General features: G+C 62.6%; 19 protein-coding genes. 8 read left to right on the forward strand and 11 right to left on the reverse strand.

Annotation, left to right across the window (positions count from 1 at the left end; all coding sequences use genetic code 11):
• Window positions 1-48: 48 nt before the first annotated feature.
• A complete protein-coding gene (ugpQ, locus tag O3297_RS21450) occupies window positions 49-786 on the reverse strand; it encodes a glycerophosphodiester phosphodiesterase (RefSeq protein ID WP_151093054.1) in 738 nt (245 codons plus the stop codon).
• Window positions 787-983: 197 nt separating this feature from the next.
• Here ugpQ and O3297_RS21455 point away from each other — a divergent pair, with 197 nt between their 5' ends.
• The gene (locus O3297_RS21455; protein ID WP_305050014.1) at window positions 984-2,102 is read left to right on the forward strand and encodes a sensor histidine kinase; all 1,119 of its coding nucleotides are present in this window, start codon (window positions 984-986) and stop codon (window positions 2,100-2,102) included.
• Window positions 2,099-2,965 (forward strand): LytTR family DNA-binding domain-containing protein, encoded by an 867-nt coding sequence (locus O3297_RS21460; RefSeq protein ID WP_151093050.1) that lies wholly within the window; start codon window positions 2,099-2,101, stop codon window positions 2,963-2,965. Before O3297_RS21455 ends, O3297_RS21460 begins: the two co-directional genes overlap by 4 nt.
• Before the next feature lie 19 nt (window positions 2,966-2,984).
• On the opposite strand, the gene O3297_RS21465 is transcribed toward O3297_RS21460, so the two are convergent.
• Window positions 2,985-3,311 carry a hypothetical protein gene (locus O3297_RS21465; protein WP_034781762.1) on the reverse strand — a complete coding sequence of 109 codons (327 nt, stop codon included), beginning with the start codon at window positions 3,309-3,311 and terminating at the stop codon, window positions 2,985-2,987.
• A gap of 167 nt (window positions 3,312-3,478) precedes the next feature.
• Between O3297_RS21465 and O3297_RS21470 the strand changes: the two genes are divergently transcribed.
• The gene (locus O3297_RS21470) at window positions 3,479-4,132 is read left to right on the forward strand and encodes a hypothetical protein (RefSeq protein ID WP_305050016.1); all 654 of its coding nucleotides are present in this window, start codon (window positions 3,479-3,481) and stop codon (window positions 4,130-4,132) included.
• 5 nt (window positions 4,133-4,137) lie between these two features.
• Here the strand turns inward: O3297_RS21470 and O3297_RS21475 are convergent, their stop codons facing one another.
• Window positions 4,138-5,415, reverse strand: a complete 1,278-nt coding sequence (locus tag O3297_RS21475; RefSeq protein ID WP_305050017.1) for an MFS transporter — start codon at window positions 5,413-5,415, stop codon at window positions 4,138-4,140.
• A 108-nt stretch (window positions 5,416-5,523) separates the two neighbouring features.
• Between O3297_RS21475 and O3297_RS21480 the strand changes: the two genes are divergently transcribed.
• Window positions 5,524-6,426, forward strand: a complete 903-nt coding sequence (locus O3297_RS21480) for a LysR substrate-binding domain-containing protein (RefSeq protein WP_034781759.1) — start codon at window positions 5,524-5,526, stop codon at window positions 6,424-6,426.
• 28 nt (window positions 6,427-6,454) lie between these two features.
• On the opposite strand, the gene O3297_RS21485 is transcribed toward O3297_RS21480, so the two are convergent.
• The 4 genes from O3297_RS21485 to O3297_RS21500 all read right to left on the reverse strand — a co-directional run bounded on the left by O3297_RS21485 (window position 6,455) and on the right by O3297_RS21500 (window position 9,048).
• Window positions 6,455-7,327 (reverse strand): hypothetical protein, encoded by an 873-nt coding sequence (locus tag O3297_RS21485; protein ID WP_034781756.1) that lies wholly within the window; start codon window positions 7,325-7,327, stop codon window positions 6,455-6,457.
• A gap of 19 nt (window positions 7,328-7,346) precedes the next feature.
• Window positions 7,347-8,147, reverse strand: a complete 801-nt coding sequence (locus O3297_RS21490; protein ID WP_034781755.1) for a hypothetical protein — start codon at window positions 8,145-8,147, stop codon at window positions 7,347-7,349.
• On the reverse strand, window positions 8,137-8,649 hold the full coding sequence (locus O3297_RS21495) for a hypothetical protein (RefSeq protein WP_035828715.1): 513 nt from the start codon (window positions 8,647-8,649) through the stop codon (window positions 8,137-8,139). Before O3297_RS21495 ends, O3297_RS21490 begins: the two co-directional genes overlap by 11 nt.
• A gap of 105 nt (window positions 8,650-8,754) precedes the next feature.
• Window positions 8,755-9,048 carry a DnaJ domain-containing protein gene (locus O3297_RS21500; RefSeq protein WP_010395442.1) on the reverse strand — a complete coding sequence of 98 codons (294 nt, stop codon included), beginning with the start codon at window positions 9,046-9,048 and terminating at the stop codon, window positions 8,755-8,757.
• A gap of 161 nt (window positions 9,049-9,209) precedes the next feature.
• Here O3297_RS21500 and O3297_RS21505 point away from each other — a divergent pair, with 161 nt between their 5' ends.
• From O3297_RS21505 to O3297_RS21515, 3 genes are all read left to right on the forward strand, one after another.
• Window positions 9,210-10,976, forward strand: a complete 1,767-nt coding sequence (locus tag O3297_RS21505) for a glutamine--tRNA ligase/YqeY domain fusion protein (RefSeq protein WP_305050020.1) — start codon at window positions 9,210-9,212, stop codon at window positions 10,974-10,976.
• 201 nt (window positions 10,977-11,177) lie between these two features.
• Window positions 11,178-13,037: a CHASE domain-containing protein gene (locus tag O3297_RS21510; protein ID WP_305050021.1), complete on the forward strand. Its 1,860-nt coding sequence runs from the start codon at window positions 11,178-11,180 to the stop codon at window positions 13,035-13,037.
• A gap of 189 nt (window positions 13,038-13,226) precedes the next feature.
• Window positions 13,227-13,973, forward strand: coding sequence for a hypothetical protein (locus O3297_RS21515; RefSeq protein ID WP_034781741.1), 747 nt, complete (start codon window positions 13,227-13,229; stop codon window positions 13,971-13,973).
• A gap of 87 nt (window positions 13,974-14,060) precedes the next feature.
• Here O3297_RS21515 and O3297_RS21520 read toward each other — a convergent pair whose 3' ends face one another.
• The 4 genes from O3297_RS21520 to O3297_RS21535 form a co-directional block, all read right to left on the reverse strand.
• Window positions 14,061-14,300, reverse strand: a complete 240-nt coding sequence (locus O3297_RS21520; RefSeq protein WP_029496207.1) for a hypothetical protein — start codon at window positions 14,298-14,300, stop codon at window positions 14,061-14,063.
• A gap of 242 nt (window positions 14,301-14,542) precedes the next feature.
• Window positions 14,543-14,905, reverse strand: coding sequence for a hypothetical protein (locus O3297_RS21525; protein WP_305050024.1), 363 nt, complete (start codon window positions 14,903-14,905; stop codon window positions 14,543-14,545).
• 112 nt (window positions 14,906-15,017) lie between these two features.
• Window positions 15,018-15,278: a hypothetical protein gene (locus O3297_RS21530; RefSeq protein ID WP_070257479.1), complete on the reverse strand. Its 261-nt coding sequence runs from the start codon at window positions 15,276-15,278 to the stop codon at window positions 15,018-15,020.
• A gap of 84 nt (window positions 15,279-15,362) precedes the next feature.
• Window positions 15,363-16,280, reverse strand: a complete 918-nt coding sequence (locus tag O3297_RS21535) for an SDR family oxidoreductase (RefSeq protein WP_305050026.1) — start codon at window positions 16,278-16,280, stop codon at window positions 15,363-15,365.
• Between the two features lie 12 nt (window positions 16,281-16,292).
• Here O3297_RS21535 and O3297_RS21540 point away from each other — a divergent pair, with 12 nt between their 5' ends.
• Window positions 16,293-17,318: a CDP-6-deoxy-delta-3,4-glucoseen reductase gene (locus tag O3297_RS21540; protein WP_305050028.1), complete on the forward strand. Its 1,026-nt coding sequence runs from the start codon at window positions 16,293-16,295 to the stop codon at window positions 17,316-17,318.
• Window positions 17,319-17,373 lie beyond the last annotated feature (55 nt).

A 17,373-nucleotide genomic window follows, 5' to 3' on the forward strand; every position in this document is an offset into this window, starting at 1 on the left:
GACGTTGCCACGGCACCATGAAGTCGGATTACGCTACGCTAATCCGACCTACGCCTTGATCAGATCGATCCTGTCCGTGCAAAAACCGTCCACGCCCCAGGCCAGCAGCTCGCTGGCCCGCTCGGGCGTGTTGACGGTGTAGCAGAACAACCCGTATCCCGCCTCCTTTACCTCTCGCGCCAGCTCCGGCGTCAGCTGCTGGTGATCGCAATGGAGCGCCACCACGCCCAGTTCGCGCGCCTGTCGTTCCCAGCCATCCGGTATCTGTTCGACCAGCCAGCCGCGCGCCAGTTCCGGCGCCGCCTCGCGCGCCGCCTGCAAGGCTTCGATGCTGAACGATGACAGCAGCGGCAGCAATTCCCCTGCCGCGATTTCCTGCGCAAAGTAACCGCGCGTGGCGCGCGCCACCGTTTCGCCCGTGGCCACGTCGAAGCCGGGCGCCGGTTTGATTTCGATATTCATCCAGATGCGCTGCGCCTTGCAATACGCCACCACGGCCTCGAACGTGGGCACGCCGTCACCGGCGAATGCGGCGCCGAACCAGGCGCCCGCTTCCATCGCTCCCAGCTGCGCGGCCGTGTAATCGCTGATATGCCCGCTGCCGGCCACGGTGCGCCCCAGCTCGGGGTCGTGCACGACGACGGGCACGCCGTCGGACGCCAGCATGACGTCGAATTCCACGGCATGGTAGCCGTAGGCCAGGCCGCAGCGCAGGGCGGCCAAGGTATTCTCAGGCGCCAAGGTGCCGCCGCCGCGGTGCGCCAGGGTGCGTGGATAGGGCCACATGATGCTTCCTTTATAGCAATTCCATGGATACAAACTGTCTTGCCATACTATTGCGTGCCTGTCCTGAAAAGTAAAGCGGCCCCGTTTGGCGACCCTCCGCGGCGAATGGCGATGCGCCAGCCCCGTTTCGTCGCAGCCCGGTTGCGCGTGGGCCTCTGCTGGCACACAATGCCCCATCGCTACCAGCAGACAACAACATGAAAACCGACGCTCCATCCGCCGCTGCGCCAGCAGCCAAGGCCAAGTCTCCGTACTACCGCATGCTGCACGATGCGCGCTACGCACTGGCGCTGAACGTGATCTGCGCGCTGGTCATTACCTTCATCCTCAACCCGGGCAGCCATTTTGGACAAAACCTGGTCGCCTCGATGTGCATCGGCACGATCGCCTTCCTGCTGATCGACGGCATGCGCGTGACGTTATGGGGCGCTGACCAGCGGCCCAAATTCCTGCCCTTCATGCTCATCATCCTGATTTCCGTGCCTGTGGCGCAAGTGCTGGGCCTGACGCTGTTCAGCTGGCTGACGGGCGTGGACGTGGGCGGCTTCGAAAACCTGCTTCCCACGCAGATGGTCAGCACCCTCGTGTTCACCTTGCTGGCCACGGGCGGCGCCGTGCTGTTTTTCTCCAGCCGCGAAAAGATTACCCGCCTTCAAATGGCGGCAGCCCAGGAAAAGGCCCGCGCCGAATCCGTGGCGCGCCAGGCCATGCAGGCGCAGCTGCAATTGCTGCAAGCGCAGATCGAACCGCACATGCTGTTCAACACCCTGGCCAACCTGCAGGGCCTGATCAGCTTTGATCCAGACCGCGCCCAGTTACTGCTCGACCAGCTGATCCAGTATTTGCGCGCCACCCTCTCTTCCTCGCGCGCCGAATCGACCACTCTCGAACAGGAGTTTTCCCTGATGCAAGCCTACCTGGGCCTGATGTCCATCCGCATGGGCGCGCGCCTGAGCTTTGCGCTGGACTTGCCCGAGGCTTTGCGCCAGATCAAGGTACCGCCCATGCTGCTGCAGCCGCTGGTGGAAAACGCCATCCAGCATGGCCTGGAACCTAAGATCGAAGGCGGCCATATCCATGTGCAAGCCTCCACGGACGCTGGCGTGCTGATTCTTACCGTCAGCGACGATGGCCTGGGCCTCGACCATCCGGGCCAGACCAAGGGCACGCACCTGGGCGTGGAAAATATCCGCGAACGCCTGCGCGGTATGCACGGCGATGCCGCCAGCCTGTCGCTGGCCGCCAACCATCCGGCAGGCGCGACCGCACGCCTGACATTTCCCCTTCCACCCACCATCACGAGTCCCCTCGCATGAGCCAACACACCGCACGCGCGCCACGCGCCCTGATCGCCGAAGACGAACCGATACTCGCCGCCGCCCTCGCGCACGCCTTGCAGCGGCTGTGGCCGGAACTCGACATTGTCGCCACCTGCCCCAACGGCGTGGAAGCCTTGCGGCAAGGCCTGGCGCTGCAGCCCGACATACTATTTCTCGACATCAAGATGCCAGGCAAGACGGGCCTGGAAGCGGCCGAGGAGCTGGCAGAGCTATGGCCGGACGGCGTCCCTTTTCCTCACATCGTGTTTGTGACCGCCTACGACGAATACGCGCTGGCCGCCTTCGAGCACGCAGCCGCCGATTACGTCTTAAAACCCGTCAACGATGCGCGCCTGGGCAAGACGGTGGAACGCCTGCAGCAGCGCTTGCGCGACATCGGCGGTGGCAATGCTGCGGCAGCGCCGGCGAACGCGACAGCGACGGCCGCCACGATGGCGCCGGCAGCCGGATCCGCCAGCGACGACAACATGGCCCGCCTGCTGAGCCAGCTGCAAGCCATGCTGCCGCCCGCGCCGCGCCTGCAAATGATACGCGCGGCCGTCGGCAACAGCGTGCGCATGATCGCCCTGGCCGACGTCGTGTATTTCGAAGCGCTGGACAAATACATTAACGTCGTGTGCCAGGACAGCGAAGCGCTGATACGCACGAGCCTGAAGGAACTCTTGCCCCAGCTGGACCCGCAACAATTCTGGCAAATTCACCGGGGTACCATCGTCAACGCCAGCGCCATCGCCACGGCCGTGCGCGACGAGGCGGGCAAGCTGTCGCTGACCCTGCGCCAGCACCCGGCGCAGTTACGCGTCAGCCCTCTATATGCCCATCTGTTCCGCCAGATGTGAAGCGGTCAAGAGGTAAGACCTAGTGCAGCTGATGTTTCAGGTCCGACAATTCATCATGCACCTTGAGCACGGCACTCTTCATTTCCGGCGTCACGCTGGTCGCCGTGCCGCACGCCCGCTTGGCGCGGTCGCCCAGTGATTCCATCTGGTCGACCGCTTGCCGGATGCGCGCATCGTCTTGCGTGTCGATGGCTTGCCGCACGGCGTTCTTTTGCTGGTCCAGCTGGTTGATGCAATCCTTCAAGTCCATCGGCATGCCCTGCTGCTTGCCGCACAGCTGGGCTGCCTGGCCGATCGCGTGTTCGATGGCGCCAAAGCGCCGTGCCACTTCCTTTACTTGCATCATGATGATCTCCTGTTCGCGTGATGTCCGGGTTGGATCACCAGACTGGCGCAGGGTTCCCCGCCAGCCGCCATGGCATCGAAATTTCCATGTGGCACTTTTTTGTAAGCGCTTGTGACATTTTAGATAATTATCAAATCCTTCAGATACATTGGCGTACCTGAACCACCATGCCCTCCATGACCTCGCTGACTACCTTGCCCCGCCGCGCTCCCGGCCTGCTGCTGATTATCCTGCTGCACGTGGGCCTGGCATATAGTGTCTTGCAATCGCGGCCCCGCGCTATCACGGACGAACACCTGCCGCCGGGCCCGGCCATCGCCTGGCTGCGCTACACGCTCCCCGCGCCGCCCAAGCCGGTCCCCGTACCATTGCCCGACGTAAAACCAGCCGCCGCGCGCCTGCCGCGCCTGCCCATGCCGGCGCCCGTCAGCCGCCCCTTGCCCGTTCCCGCCGCCGGGCAGGCGCCGGCGCCAGCAACGCCGGAAGCGATCACACTCGTCGCGCCACCCAGCGCGGCCGATATCCTGGCGCAAGCCAAACGCGACGTAGGCAAGATCGACAGGGAGTTACGCAAGGAATTCCCGCAGCGGGGAGAGCAAAAACTGGACGACACAGCCTTCAAGCGCATGCAGCAAGGCTTTGCCGAGGCCTACGCAGCCGTGCCGCCGAAATGGTATGAAGCGTCAAGAATCGAGGAGATCGGCGCGAATGAGGCCAAAGGCAGCCGCACGTATAAGATCACCAGCGCGCTGGGTACCTTGTGCGTGACCACGCGCGCGGGCAAGCAGGGTGAAACGATGATCGGCATGTGTCCCAAATAATTGCCTCAGCCCACCGCTTCGCGCGCCCCCAGCGGCTGCAAATGGCGCAGGCGCAAGGCGATCAGCACGCCGCCGCCCAGGCACAGGCCCAGCATGATGACCACGCCCGTCCAGCCGTCGAAGCCCCACATCATACCCGAGGCGGAACCGATCAGGCTCGATCCCAGGTAATAGAACAGCAAATAAAAGGCCGAGGCCAGGGCCTGCGGTGCGCGGGCACGGCGGCTGACCCAGCTGCTGGCGATCGAATGCGAGGCGAAGAAGCCGAAGGTGGCCAGCGCCATGCCGATGACGATCAGCGGCAGGGAATCGAACAGGGTCAGCAAAATGCCGGACAGCATCACCGACAGCATGATCCACAGCACGCCCCGGCGCCCCAGGCGGTCCACCAGGCGGCCTGCCCAAACGGAACTGAAGATGCCGATCAGGTACAAGAAGGCCAGCAAGCCGACCGTGCTCTGGCGCAAGCCAAATGGCGCGGCCAGCAGGCGGTAGCCGATGTAGTTATACAAGCTGACGAAACACCCCATCAGCACGAACGCCAGGCAGAACAGCCACGGCAAGCCCCGGTCGGAAAAATGCTGCTTGATGGCGTGCGGCAAGGCGTTCCAGCCCTTGGTACTGGGCACGAAGTTCTTCGATGCGGGCAGGCTGCGCCAGAATTCTGCCGCCGCCAGCACGCCGGCCACGCCCAGCACGCCCAGGGCCCAGCGCCACGACAGAAAATCGCTGAGCATTGACGCCACCAGCCGCCCCGACATGCCGCCAAACGCGCTGCCGGCAATATACAAGCCCATCGACAGGCCCAGCGATGGCCCTTCGATTTCCTCGCCCAGGTAAGCCATGGCCACGGCCGGCATGCCACCCAGGGCAATGCCCAGCGCGGCGCGAATCGCCAGCAGCTGCGCATAATCCTGCGCGAAGGCGGACAAGATGGTAAGGATCGCGGCGGAAAACATCGACGCCACCATCAAGGGCTTGCGGCCGACCCGGTCCGAGACGGCACTCAGCAGCACCAGCGAGATGGCCAGCAAGCCGCTCGACACGGACAGGGACCAGCTGCTTTGCGCTGGCGTCAGATGAAACTGGTGCGACAGCAGCGGAAACAGGGGCTGGATGCAATACAGCAGGCTGAAGGTGGAAAAGCCGCCAAAGAACAGGGCGCGGTTGCTGCGCTTGAATTCCGCCGTACCTTTGGCGATGGCCGAACGGGGAGCGGGAGGAGCGACAGGAGCAAGCGCCGGAGTGGCGACGGAGGCAAAAGCAAGCGATGAATCAGACATGGCCGTGTTTCGAAGAGGAAGCGAGTCTTCATCTTAGGATTGCCAACTCATATCGTCCAATATATATTCAAGGCCCAACTCATACTTTAAAACGATTACTGGGCAAACATGGAACTGCGCCACCTGCGTTATTTTGTCGCCGTCGCCGAGGAGCTGCACTTCACGCGCGCGGCCGAGCGCCTGCACATCGGCCAGCCGCCGCTGAGCCAGCAAATCCAGGCGCTGGAGGCGGAATTGGGGGCGCAGTTGTTCGAGCGCAACAAGCGCTCCGTGCGGCTGACGCAGGCGGGCACGCTGTTCCTCGACGATGCGCGGCGCATCCTGGCCCTGTCGGAACAGGCGGCCGTCACGGCGCGCCGGGCGCAGCGGGGCGAAGCGGGCGAATTGCGCATCGGCTTTACGTTTTCCACGCCGTTTACGCCGTATTTCGCCACCGTCATCAATCGCTACCGCCAGCAATTCCCGCACGTCACCTTGACCCTGCACGAAATGGCGACCCTGCATCAACTCGAAGCGATCTCGGGCAGGACCATGGACCTGGGCTTCGTGCGCCCGCCGGAAACGACGTACCCCTCCGATATCAAGCTGACGCAATTGCGGCAAGACCCGTTGTTCCTCGTGCTGCCTGTCGCCCACGCGCTGGCGGCCAAGAAGGCGATTGCCATTGCCGACATGGCGGGCGAAGGTTTTGTCATGTACCCCAAGGATGCGGGCACGGGGATTTATCCGCAGATCTTCCGCCTGTGCAAGGCGGCAGGCTTCGTGCCCCAGGTCGCGCAGGAAGCGGGCGAAGCGTCCACCATCATCGGCCTGGTGGCGGCCGGCTGCGGCATTTCCGTGCTGCCCGCTTCGTTCGACCGCATCCGCATGGATGGCGTGTGCTACCGCCCGATCGCCGACCCGCAGGCGACGACCAGCTTATTGCTTGCACAACGGGAAGAAGAAACGTCGCCGCTGGTGGCGGCGTTCGTCAAGCTGGCCGAAGAGGCCGCAATGGAAGGGGGAGCGTAGGCCGGCAGGCGCCGGCCCACGTACTGCACTACGAGTAATCCGCGTCCAGCTCGGAACCCGCGTAGTTTTCCAGGTCCTCGAACAGGCTCTTCATGCTGGCCCGCGTGAGGATTTTATGCACGACGGTGCAGCTGCGGCGGTACGAGTCTATGCGGTCGAGCAACACGGGATGGTGCTGCACAGGCACCTTGGCCACCAGGGCGGCCCAGCCTTCCTCGAAGTCGGGCTTGTTCTTGCGCACGGAACGCACAAAGCGTTCAAACTCCTTTTGACCCGTGCGCGCGATGATGCGCCCGCCGCCTTCGATGGCGAAGATGATGGCCAGGGCGATGACGCCCTCGGCATTCAAGTCGCTGTCGCTGACGGGGCCGTTGTCATGGTGGCGGCGCAGCCAGCCGGCCAGGCGCACGACGGCTTGCACTTCCTTGCGCTGTTGCAACTGCAGCGCATACTTTTCATAGCCGGCCCAGTTCTGGTTCGGGTCGGCCTGGCAAATATCGATGAACAGCTCGCGCAAACGGCGCTGCAGGTAGACGGGGTCCTGGTCGTACTCGCCGACGAGGGCGTCTTCCGGCAACTGCGACAGGTCCTTGATCAGGCGAAAGCCCACCTGGAACGCGTGCTCGGCGCCGTGCTCGACGAGGAAATCGAGCGCGGCCTGGTCGCCTTCATGCGTGACGGCCTGCTCCAGGCCCAGCGACACGCCACCCACCGTCAGGTACAGCGCTTTCTGGATGCCATCGGCCGTGCGTTCATTCGTGAACTTCTCGGCCACCATGGCCGTGATGCCCGTCAATTCGTCGGCCAGGTTCAGCGCCGCGTCCTCGCGCGGGTCGCGCGGCAACAGTTTGATGGCGCGCACCAGGCGCGGAAGATTCTCTACAACAATTGCTGGCAGCATTAGACGTTCCCTGCTTTCATTACGAGAAAATGCCGGTGCCCAGGCTGCGGCGCGTGCTGGAGCGTGGCGCGCTGCGCGTGCTCGGCACTTGCTTGCGCAGGCGGTACAGCAATTCCTTGGTGCTACGCTGCAACATGGTCGGCTCTTCGTCCGGGTCGTCCGAGTATTCCGCGTCGGCCAGGTCGGCGCTGTGGCGGAAGTCGGGGAACAGTTCGAACAACGAGCGGTCCCAGCCGTCTTCATTCGCTTGCGCCAGCTCGATGGCCAGCGGCACGACGTCGTTGTCGGACGACGTCACGCCCGTCACATACGGTCCCTTGATGACGATCTCGCCCGCCACTTCGAGGATTTCCTTCGGCGCCATCGAGAACAGGATCGCAAACGCCGTGGCGCCCCAGTCGGTGGCCGATGCTTCCAGCAGCAGCTCGCGGCGGCGCTCGGCGTCGTCGGTGGAAAACACCACGCCGTGGATGTGCGCGAACAGGGCTTCGGCGATGCGTTCAGGATCGTCCTCGATCTGGTCGTCGCTCCAGGTGGCGGCGATGAAGGCCAGGCTGTCGGCCCAGGCTTTCGGCGGCACCAGCAAGGTCGCCAGCGACATCTTGCCGCCGTCGAAACCGGCCAAATGCAAGGCCGTCACCTGTGGCGGGATGGCATTCAATACTTCCACCACGGCCAGGTCTCCATACTGGTCGGCCGCATCGGCAAACGCCTGCTCGGCGTGGCCCAGCGAACCGGACAGCACCAATTCCGTGACCTGTTTCGTCAGCGCGGGAAGATTGCTCTTTTGATCCGCATTTTGCTTGTCATTATCTGCCATGGTCATCTCCATCCTGGTCAAACATCTGGGCGAAATCGTCGGTGGCTTCGTCTTCGTCGTGATCGTCGTCGCCGTCGTCATTGGCGGCCAGCTGGTCGAGCGACTGGTCGTCGTCGTCCCACAGGCGCGGATTCTTGTGCAGGAAGGCCGTGATGATGGCCTGGCGCGCCAGGTCGGGGAAGCTCTCTTCGATGGCGGCGTACATCTTCGCCGCTTCCGGCGCGGCGCATGCGGCCATGGAAAACACGCGGGCCGTATCGCCGAATTCGTAGTCTTCGCTTTCGGCCAGCAAGCCCTTCGGATCGCTGAAGGTGATGTGGTCGACCAGCGCGAAGGCCAGCATGTTCACGTCTTCGATGCCGCCGCCGCTCGCATATTCACCGACCAGGGCGTCGACCATGCTTTTGTAGTTCTTGCGGTTCGGCGGGTCGCCGAGGATGCCTTCGATCTGGCCTTCCAGCTCGCGCGACTGGTACGCGAATTCAGGGTGTACTCTTCTCATGCTGTGCTTTCCAATGTGGTGCGCGGCACTTTTACTTAAAAGCAAAAGCACCATTGTTTGTTGTTTTTCAAATCATTCAGGCTGGCCGGACAGCCGCCAGCAGGCTTAATCTGCCGGTAGGACGGTGCCATGCAGGCGGAACACGCCGCACCACAGGGCATAGGCTTCCGCTTCCGGGTCGATGATGATGCGGTGATTCACGCTCTGGTCGTACTCGGCGCGCTTGGCCGGGTCGGCCAGGATTTCATACGCCTTGGTGACGCTCTTGAAGCGCGCCTCGGCGCCGGGGGCCTGGTTGCGGTCGGGGTGGAAGCGCATGGCCAGCGAACGGTAAACCTTCTTGATTTCATCGTCGCTGGCATTGGGCGCGACACCGAGGACGTTATATAAATTTTCCATAAAAGGCTCCGGAGTCACGTTTTTCTACTAATTAAAGGCGAATTATCCTATAGAACGGCGCCCGCGTCGCTTGCATGCTGGGATATGGGGGCAAATACGTGCTTATAAAGCGCTTGCGGTACGGTAAAATGCTTTTTACTGTCACTCTTCCGCATTGATCAATGAGCAACGATAAACCGAATACCGCCGCGCCAGCGCTGGCGCCCAATTTCTTGCGTAACATCATCGAAGCCGACCTGGCTGCCGGCGCCCACGTGCGTCCCGGCCTGCCCCAGGTGATCACGCGTTTCCCGCCGGAGCCGAACGGCTACCTGCACGTGGGCCACGCCAAGTCGATCTGCGTCAACTTTGGCCTGGCGCGCGATTACGCCGGCCAGTGCAACCTGCGCTTCGACGACACCAATCCGGCGAAGGAAGAGCAGGAATACGTCGACACCATCATGGACAGCGTGAAATGGCTGGGCTTTGACTGGGAGCCGAAGCATGCCGATGGCCAGAGCCATCTGCACTACGCGAGCGACTATTTCGACCAGCTGTACGCGATGGCCGAATACCTGATCACGGCCGGCTTTGCCTATGTGGACAGCCAGAGCGCCGAAGACATGGCCGCCAACCGGGGCAATTTCGGCCAGGCCGGCAAGAATTCGCCGTTCCGCGACCGTCCGCGCGACGAATCGCTGGCCCTGTTCCGCGCCATGAAGGCGGGCCAGTTCAAGGATGGCGAGCACATCCTGCGCGCGAAGATGAGCGAAGATGCCATGAGTTCGCCGAACATGAACTTGCGCGACCCGGCCATCTACCGCATCCGCCATGCGCACCACCACCGCACGGGCGACGCCTGGTGCATCTATCCGATGTACGACTACACGCACCCGATCTCGGACGCGCTGGAAAACATCACGCATTCGATCTGCACGCTGGAATTCCAGGACCACCGCCCATTCTACGACTGGCTGCTGGAAACACTGTCGGCCGGCGGCTTCTTCGCCAAGCCGGTGCCGCACCAGTTCGAATTCTCGCGCCTGAACCTGACCTATATCGTCACCAGCAAGCGCAAGCTGCGCCAGCTGGTGGAAGAAAAAATCGTCGACGGCTGGGACGACCCGCGCATGCCGACCCTGGTGGGCATGCGCCGCCGCGGCTACACGCCGGAAGCGATCCAGCTGATGTGCGAACGCACGGGCGTGACGAAATCCGACGGCTGGATCGACTACAGCGTGCTGGAAGGCTGCCTGCGCGAAGACCTGGATCCGAAAGCACCGCGTTCGGTAGCCGTGCTGCGTCCGTTGAAACTGATCATCGATAATTTCCCTGAAAACGAAAGCGTGGAATGCACGGCGCCCGTGCACCCGCACTTCCCGGAACGCGGCTTGCGCACCTTCCCCATCTCGCGCGAGCTGTGGATCGAGGAAGACGACTTCATGGAAGTGCCGAACAAAGGCTATTTCCGCCTGTATCCGCCGATCGACGACAAGCCGGGCAGCAAGGTACGCTTGCGCTACGGCTACGTGATCGAGTGCACGGGCTTTGACAAGGATGCGGACGGCAAGGTCATCGCCGTGCATTGCACCTATTTCCCGGACAGCAAGTCGGGCACGGAAGGCAGCGCCAACTACAAGGTCAAGGGCAATATGCACTGGGTCAGCGCACCGACGGCCATTCCCGCCGAAGTGCGCCTGTACGACCGCCTGTTTACGGACCCGCAGCCGGACGCGGGCGGCAAGGACTTCAAGCTGGCCTTGAATCCGCTGGCCAAGGAAGTGGTGCAGGCGTGGCTGGAACCGGGCGCGGAACTGGCCCAGCCGGAACAGCGCTTCCAGTTCGAGCGCCACGGCTACTTTGCGGCCGACCGGGTCGACAGCCAGCCTGGCAAGCCCGTCTTCAACCGCATCGTCACCCTGAAAGACAGCTGGCAGCCCGCCAAGTAAGGCGCCGGGACGACCCACAAAAAAACCGCTGCGGCGGTTTTTTTTCGTTTCAACGGGAAATATTGCCTGTTGACTATAATAACGATAATTTTGTATATTAGGCAGCTATTGAGCAATTTGCAATTTTAATAGTGCTTGTACAACCTAGCCTAGCCTCCGCCACCAGGCGGCACCCGATTCCTCTTCCTGATGCGGATGGCAATGCCTTCTACTGCCGGCGAACACCCCTTAGCTGCTGAAAAAAGACCGCTGTGGCTGTTCGGCTTTGTCGTGTCGACGATGGTGGGCCTGCTGTTCTACATGGCCGCTTCGCTGTCGATCGAAAGCGATGCCAGCGAAGAATTCAACAATCTGGCGCACAACACCCAGAAAAACATCGAATCGCGCACCAAGTCGTATGCCAACCTGCTGCGCGGCACGGCCAGCCTGTTCCAGGCCAACGAACACGTGAGCCGCGAGCAATTCCACCGCTACGTGGCAAACATCGCCCTGCAACAGAACTACCCGGGCGTGATGAACCTCAATTACAGCCAGGAACTCGACGAGACGCAGCGCGCCGCCTACGAAGCGGCCATGCGGCGCGACTATCCGCCCGGGCGCGACGGCTATCCGGCGTTTACCATCCACCCGCCCGGCCCGCGCGCCCAGTATTCCGTGCTCGTATACATCGAGCCGATCGCCAGCGCCCCGGAAAAGTATGGCCATGACATCGCCTCGCGCCCCCAGATCGCGGAAGCGCTGGCGGAGTCGCGCGATTCCGGCCGCATCAGCAATTCCGGCGTGCCCGTGCCGATGGACGGCCGTCCCCAGCTGACGGGCATGGCCATGCGCCTGCCCGTGTACCGCTTCGGCATGCCCGTCGATACGGTGGAGCAGAGGCGCGCGGCTTACCAGGGTTCCGTCGGCATCGGCTACGACCTGGTGACGATGATGCGCAGCGCGCTGGCCGACATGCCGGTACGCAACGTCCGCCTGACCCTGTTCGATATCGGCCCGCAGGCGCTGCAACAGCGGGAGGTGCCGCTGCAGTTGCCGCACGACATGCGCCCCATCTTCGACAGCACGGCCGCGGGCATGCATGCGCCATGGTGGCAGCCCGGCAGTTCGGGCCGCTACCTGAGCAGCACGCTGCTGATCGAGCACAATGGCCGCGCCTGGCAAGCGCTGTTCAGCGTGCGCAAGAGCGACCTGTATTCGCGCTTCGACGCCTTCCTGCCGTGGCTAGCCCTGCTGATCGGCTTTGCCAGCACCATGCTGCTGTATGTGCTGTTCCACACCCTGGCGTCGTCGCGCCGGCGCGCCATCCAGATGGCGACAGGCATGACGGAGGAATTGCGCGCCAGCCAGATCCGCCTGCAGCTGTCGCACCAGAAACTGCGCCGCCTGGCGGCCCACGCCGACCAGATCAAGGAAGAAGAGCGCAAGCGCATCGCGCGCGAAATCCACGACGACCTGGGACAGAACCTGCTGGTGCTGCGCATTGACGCCGACATGCTGGCCTCGCGCACGCAGCGCCGCCACCCGCGCCTGAACGCCCGCGCCCGCTCAACCCTGGAGCAGATCGACGCCACCATCAAGAGCGTGCGGCAGATCATCAACGACTTGCGCCCTACCGTGCTGGACCTGGGCGTGAATGCGGCCGTCGAATGGCAGGTGGCGCAATTTCGCCAGCGCACGGGCATCGCCTGCGAAGTGAGCGAAAGCCATGACGACATTTGCCTCAGCGACCAATGCGCGACGGCCCTGTTCCGCATCCTGCAAGAGTCGCTCAGCAATATTTCCCAGCATGCGAATGCCAGCCGCGTCCAAGTCAAGCTGGAAAAGTGCCGCGATACGGTGTCGATGAGCGTCAGCGACAACGGCGTGGGCGCGGCCATCGACGGGCGCAACAAGCTGGGCTCGTTTGGCCTGGTGGGTATCGAAGAACGTATAAAGTTGCTGGGTGGTACTTTCTACATTGAAAGCAGCCCCGGCGCCGGCATGAGCGTGCATGTCAGCGTACCGCTGGGCGCGGACGCCACCGCGTTTCCCTACCAGGAAGAAAGCCGGGCCAGCAGCTGAGCGGCGCGCGTTCCGCATGAAACAAGCTCAGCTTGCGTATTTTGTAATTAGATGCAATATTGATGTAGAACAACTTAGCGCCTGCCCGCCATCGGCCAGGCATTCCCCGACTACTTGCCAGGAGTACACAGCCACCGCTTTCCCTTGTTTTACCGCAGTTCCCACAACGCTCTTTACCAAAGGACATTCATGGATACGAACGACAGTTTCAAGGCAATTGCCGATTTGAATTTGGACGCGATCAAGGTCAAGCTGATGCACCGGGAGTCAGGCGAAGGATGGAGCCTCGAGAAGGCGAATGCGGTGGAATTCGAATACCGCCGCTTCCTGATCCTGATGAAACAGTTTCCGCAGGAAGAAACGGCGCCGCTGATGGACGTCGATACCTTCTGGCACTACCACATCCTCGATACCCTCAAATATGCGGCGGATTGCGAACAGGTGTTCGGCTACTTCCTGCATCACTTCCCGTACATCGGCTTGCGCGGCGAAGACGACGAAGCGGCGCACCACCGCGTGGGCGAACGCATGAAGCAGTTGTACGAGCAGACATTCGGGGAAGATTATCTCCGCGCGGAGACGGCATATTCGGGACGCGCCGTGCAGGCGGCATTTTCCAGTGCGGCGGTACAGGCGACGGCATTTTCCAGCGCGGCCGTGCAGGCGACGGCGTATTCGGGGCGCGCCGTACAAACGGCGTTTTCCAGTGCCGCGGTACAGGCAACGGCGTATTCTGGCCGGGCCGTGCAGACGGCGTTTTCCAGTGCTGCGGTTCAAGCGACCGCGTATTCGGGCCGCGCCACCGGTGCTGCCCAGACCGCATTTTCCAGCGCGCCCGGCAAAGTGGCCGCAGCGCTGGTCGAGTCATCCCCGACTGGTCTGGAAACAGGGCGCTTCTATACGGATCGTCCGACGCTGAGCCCGGACACGCAATAGAAAACGGGAAGGCAGGTATGGCTGCCGCACGCGGCAAGCTTGACTAACGCAGACGGCACCTCTCAGTTTGCCGTCTGTCAGGCGCTCTTAGGCAGCCATCAACTCGCGCAGTTCACGAATGCTGAAATCGCTGATTTCATGCATGCGGATGAGGATCGTGGCGCCGATCGGCAAGGTGTTGTGACGAATCTTGCTGATGACCGGTGGCGCCACTTCCAGTGCTCGCGACAGGGCCGCATCGTTCTTCAGTTGCAGCTTGTCGATGATCGCATCGAGGACGCGATTCGGGTTGTAGGTAGGCAAAGAGGTAATTTGTTTGAGAGACATGATCGAAAATCCGTACTTGTTGTATTAAGGCAAAAAGAAACCGAATGTCTCTTCTGCAATAATTCAGGGTAAACACACTAAAAAGCGCCATCACTTATGCGGCTTTTACGCCGCAAACAATATAATACACGCTATTGTTGATTTTTGCGTAACTTAAAGCAAAATTGTGATAATTGAAGAGAATTGACGCACTTGGAATGTGCTAGAGGATAACTCAAATTGGAAAAATTTGCTGCACGTCATCAATTTTTACGATGAGCAACACCGCTATGCATGAGCCAGGCTATGGCCATGAGGGTGCTCAGGCGGGCCATTTCCGCTGATAAATACCAGCCTTGCGCAGCCACGCCAGCCGGGGTGGCAAGCGGGCAAGTGCCCTGAATGGCATCCACGCGGCACCAGGCCAGTTGCCGGCGGATTTCATCGGGCGGCGGCGGAGGCTGCAGCGCGCGTTCGCGCCGGCGCATATAGGCGCGTACCTGTTCCTTGCTGGGGTGACTCGTAGCTCGCATGGCTCGCTCCTGCTGACGGGAAACAACGCCACGCTCATTGTAGATGCCGAGCCCGCCACAAGAGCCCAGACGCGTGACGACATTGCTCACCATATCGCCAGCGTGCCATGGCACGTTTGCGCTGCATCAAATGGCCGGGCCCCGGCATTGCGCCGAAGCCCATGTTGCGCCATGGCCAGGCGGCCAGAGGCCCAGTGATCCGTTCTTATTTCTTTTGCTGGCGCACGCGCTGCTGCTGTTTTTCCTGCGTTTGCTGGCGATTCTGCTTGCGCTCGAACAAGGTGACCGCATCCTTCTTGGCTTGTTCAGCGGTACGCATTTCTTCATGGGCATCGTGCGGGACAAAAAATTCGGCGTCCTGCGCCGCCACGACCAGCTTGATGGCGGCGTCGTCGTCGAGGTCATACAGTTCCGTCAGGACAGTGGTGACCTCGTCCAGGTATTCTTCGTAAGTGAGGGTGCTCATGCGGTATTCCTTAAGTAAATGGCGCACCGCCGGAACGGCGCGCTGCGCGCCGGCCCAGGAAAAGTGCGCAGATAACCGGCCATTTTACCCGATGCCGGCCCCGTCGGCAGACAGCGACCGCAAGGCATCGGCCACGCGCGCGTAGCGCAGGCGCACGCCCAGCTCGCGCTTGATGCGCGTATTGTGCAGGCGGCGCGATTCGGACATGAATGACAGCAGCATCGGCGTGACCACCTGCTGCAGTTCGGCGCGCGGCAGACGCGGCGGGCGCGGCAAGCCGAACGTGTCGGCCACGGCATCGAAATACTCCGCCATTTTGAGTTCGCTGTCATCGCTGGCGTGATACACGCGCCCCGGCTTGCCCCGCCACAAGGCCCGTTCGATGATGCGCGCCAGGTCATCGGCATGGATATGGTTGGTGTATACATCGTCATCCACGGCCAGGGCTGGCGTGCCCTCGCGCAGGCGCTTCAGCGGCAGGCGGTCATCCGCATAGATGCCGGGCACGCGCAGGATGGCCACGCTGGCGCCGCGGCGCGCGCCCCAGCCGCGCAAGACCTGCTCGGCATCGACGCGCCGCTTCGCACGCGCATTCGCCGGCGCCGTCGGCCGCGTCTCATCGACCCAGGCGCCGCCGCAATCGCCATACACGCCGCTGGTACTCACATACACCATGCGTGCGTGCTCGGGTAAAATGGCGGCCAGATTGCGCGTGCGCCGGTCCAGCAAGCCCGACGACCGGGGCGGCGCCAGGTGCACGATCATCGTCGCCAGTCCCGCCAGCCGTTTCAGGCTGGCGCGCTCGTCGAGGTTGGCCACGATGGGCACGGCGCCGGCCGCCCGCAGCTGCGCGCAGCGCGCCGGCTGGCTGGTGACGGCAAAGACGCGAAAGCGCGTACGCAGCAAGGGCAGCAACCGCATGCCGACGTCGCCGCAGCCCAGGATCAGCAGGCGCGGCAAGCCTGACGGCTTGCGCAAAGAGTGCATTAACATATTTTTCATCTCAAGGATTGTATGACTTTTCAAGTTACTGTTCAGCCCAGCGGCCACCAGTTCAGCTGCGAAGCGGACGAAACCGTGCTGGCGGCGGCGATACGCGCCGGCGTCGGCCTGCCATATGGCTGTAAAAATGGCGCCTGCGGTTCCTGCAAGGGCAAAGTGCTTTCCGGCACCGTCCAGCACAAGGCGCACCAGCAGCGCGCCCTGACGCCGGAAGAGGAAGCGGCCGGCTTTTCCCTGTTCTGCTGCGCCACCACCAACGCCGACCTCGTCATCGAAGCGCGCGAAGTGGCGGGCAGCAGCGACTACCCGATCAAGAAAATGCCGTCGCGCGTGACCACCATCGAGAAAGTCGCGCCCGACGTCGTCGTGCTGACCCTGCAGTTGCCAGCCAGCGAACGCCTCAACTACCGCGCCGGACAGTATATCGAAATCCTGTTACGCGACAACAAACGCCGCAGCTACAGCATGGCCAGCGCGCCCGCCGATGGCGGCCCGATGACCCTGCACATCCGCCACCTGCCGGGCGGCCTGTTCACCGACCAGGTGTTTGGCAGCATGAAGGAGCGCGACATCCTGCGCTTCGAAGGCCCGATGGGCACTTTCTTCCTGCGCGAAGATTCCGACAAGCCCGTCGTGCTGCTGGCCTCGGGCACGGGCTTTGCTCCCTTGAAAGCCATCGTCGAGCACATGATCAACGAGCAATCCACGCGCCCGATCACCCTGTACTGGGGCGGCCGCCGTCCGCACGATCTGTACATGGATGCGCTGTGCCGCCAGTGGGCCGCCGACTTGCCGCAGTTCACCTATGTACCCGTCGTTTCGGACGCCTTGCCGGAAGACGCGTGGGAAGGCCGCACGGGCTTCGTGCACCAGGCCGTCATCGCCGACTTGCCCGACATGTCCGCGTATCAGGTGTATGCCTGCGGCGCGCCCGTAATGGTCGATGCGGCCCACCGCGACTTCGTGCAACTGTGCCAACTGCCAGCCGACGAGTTCTACGCGGACGCCTTCACCACGGAAGCCGACCTGGTCAAGTAAGCATCCAGACAGCGGGGTGCTGCTGGCGCGGCATCCGCTGCCGCCACCCGCCTCA

It is taken from the genome of Janthinobacterium sp. SUN128 (assembly GCF_030587275.1).
GTDB classification, from domain to species: Bacteria; Pseudomonadota; Gammaproteobacteria; order Burkholderiales; family Burkholderiaceae_D; genus Janthinobacterium; species Janthinobacterium lividum.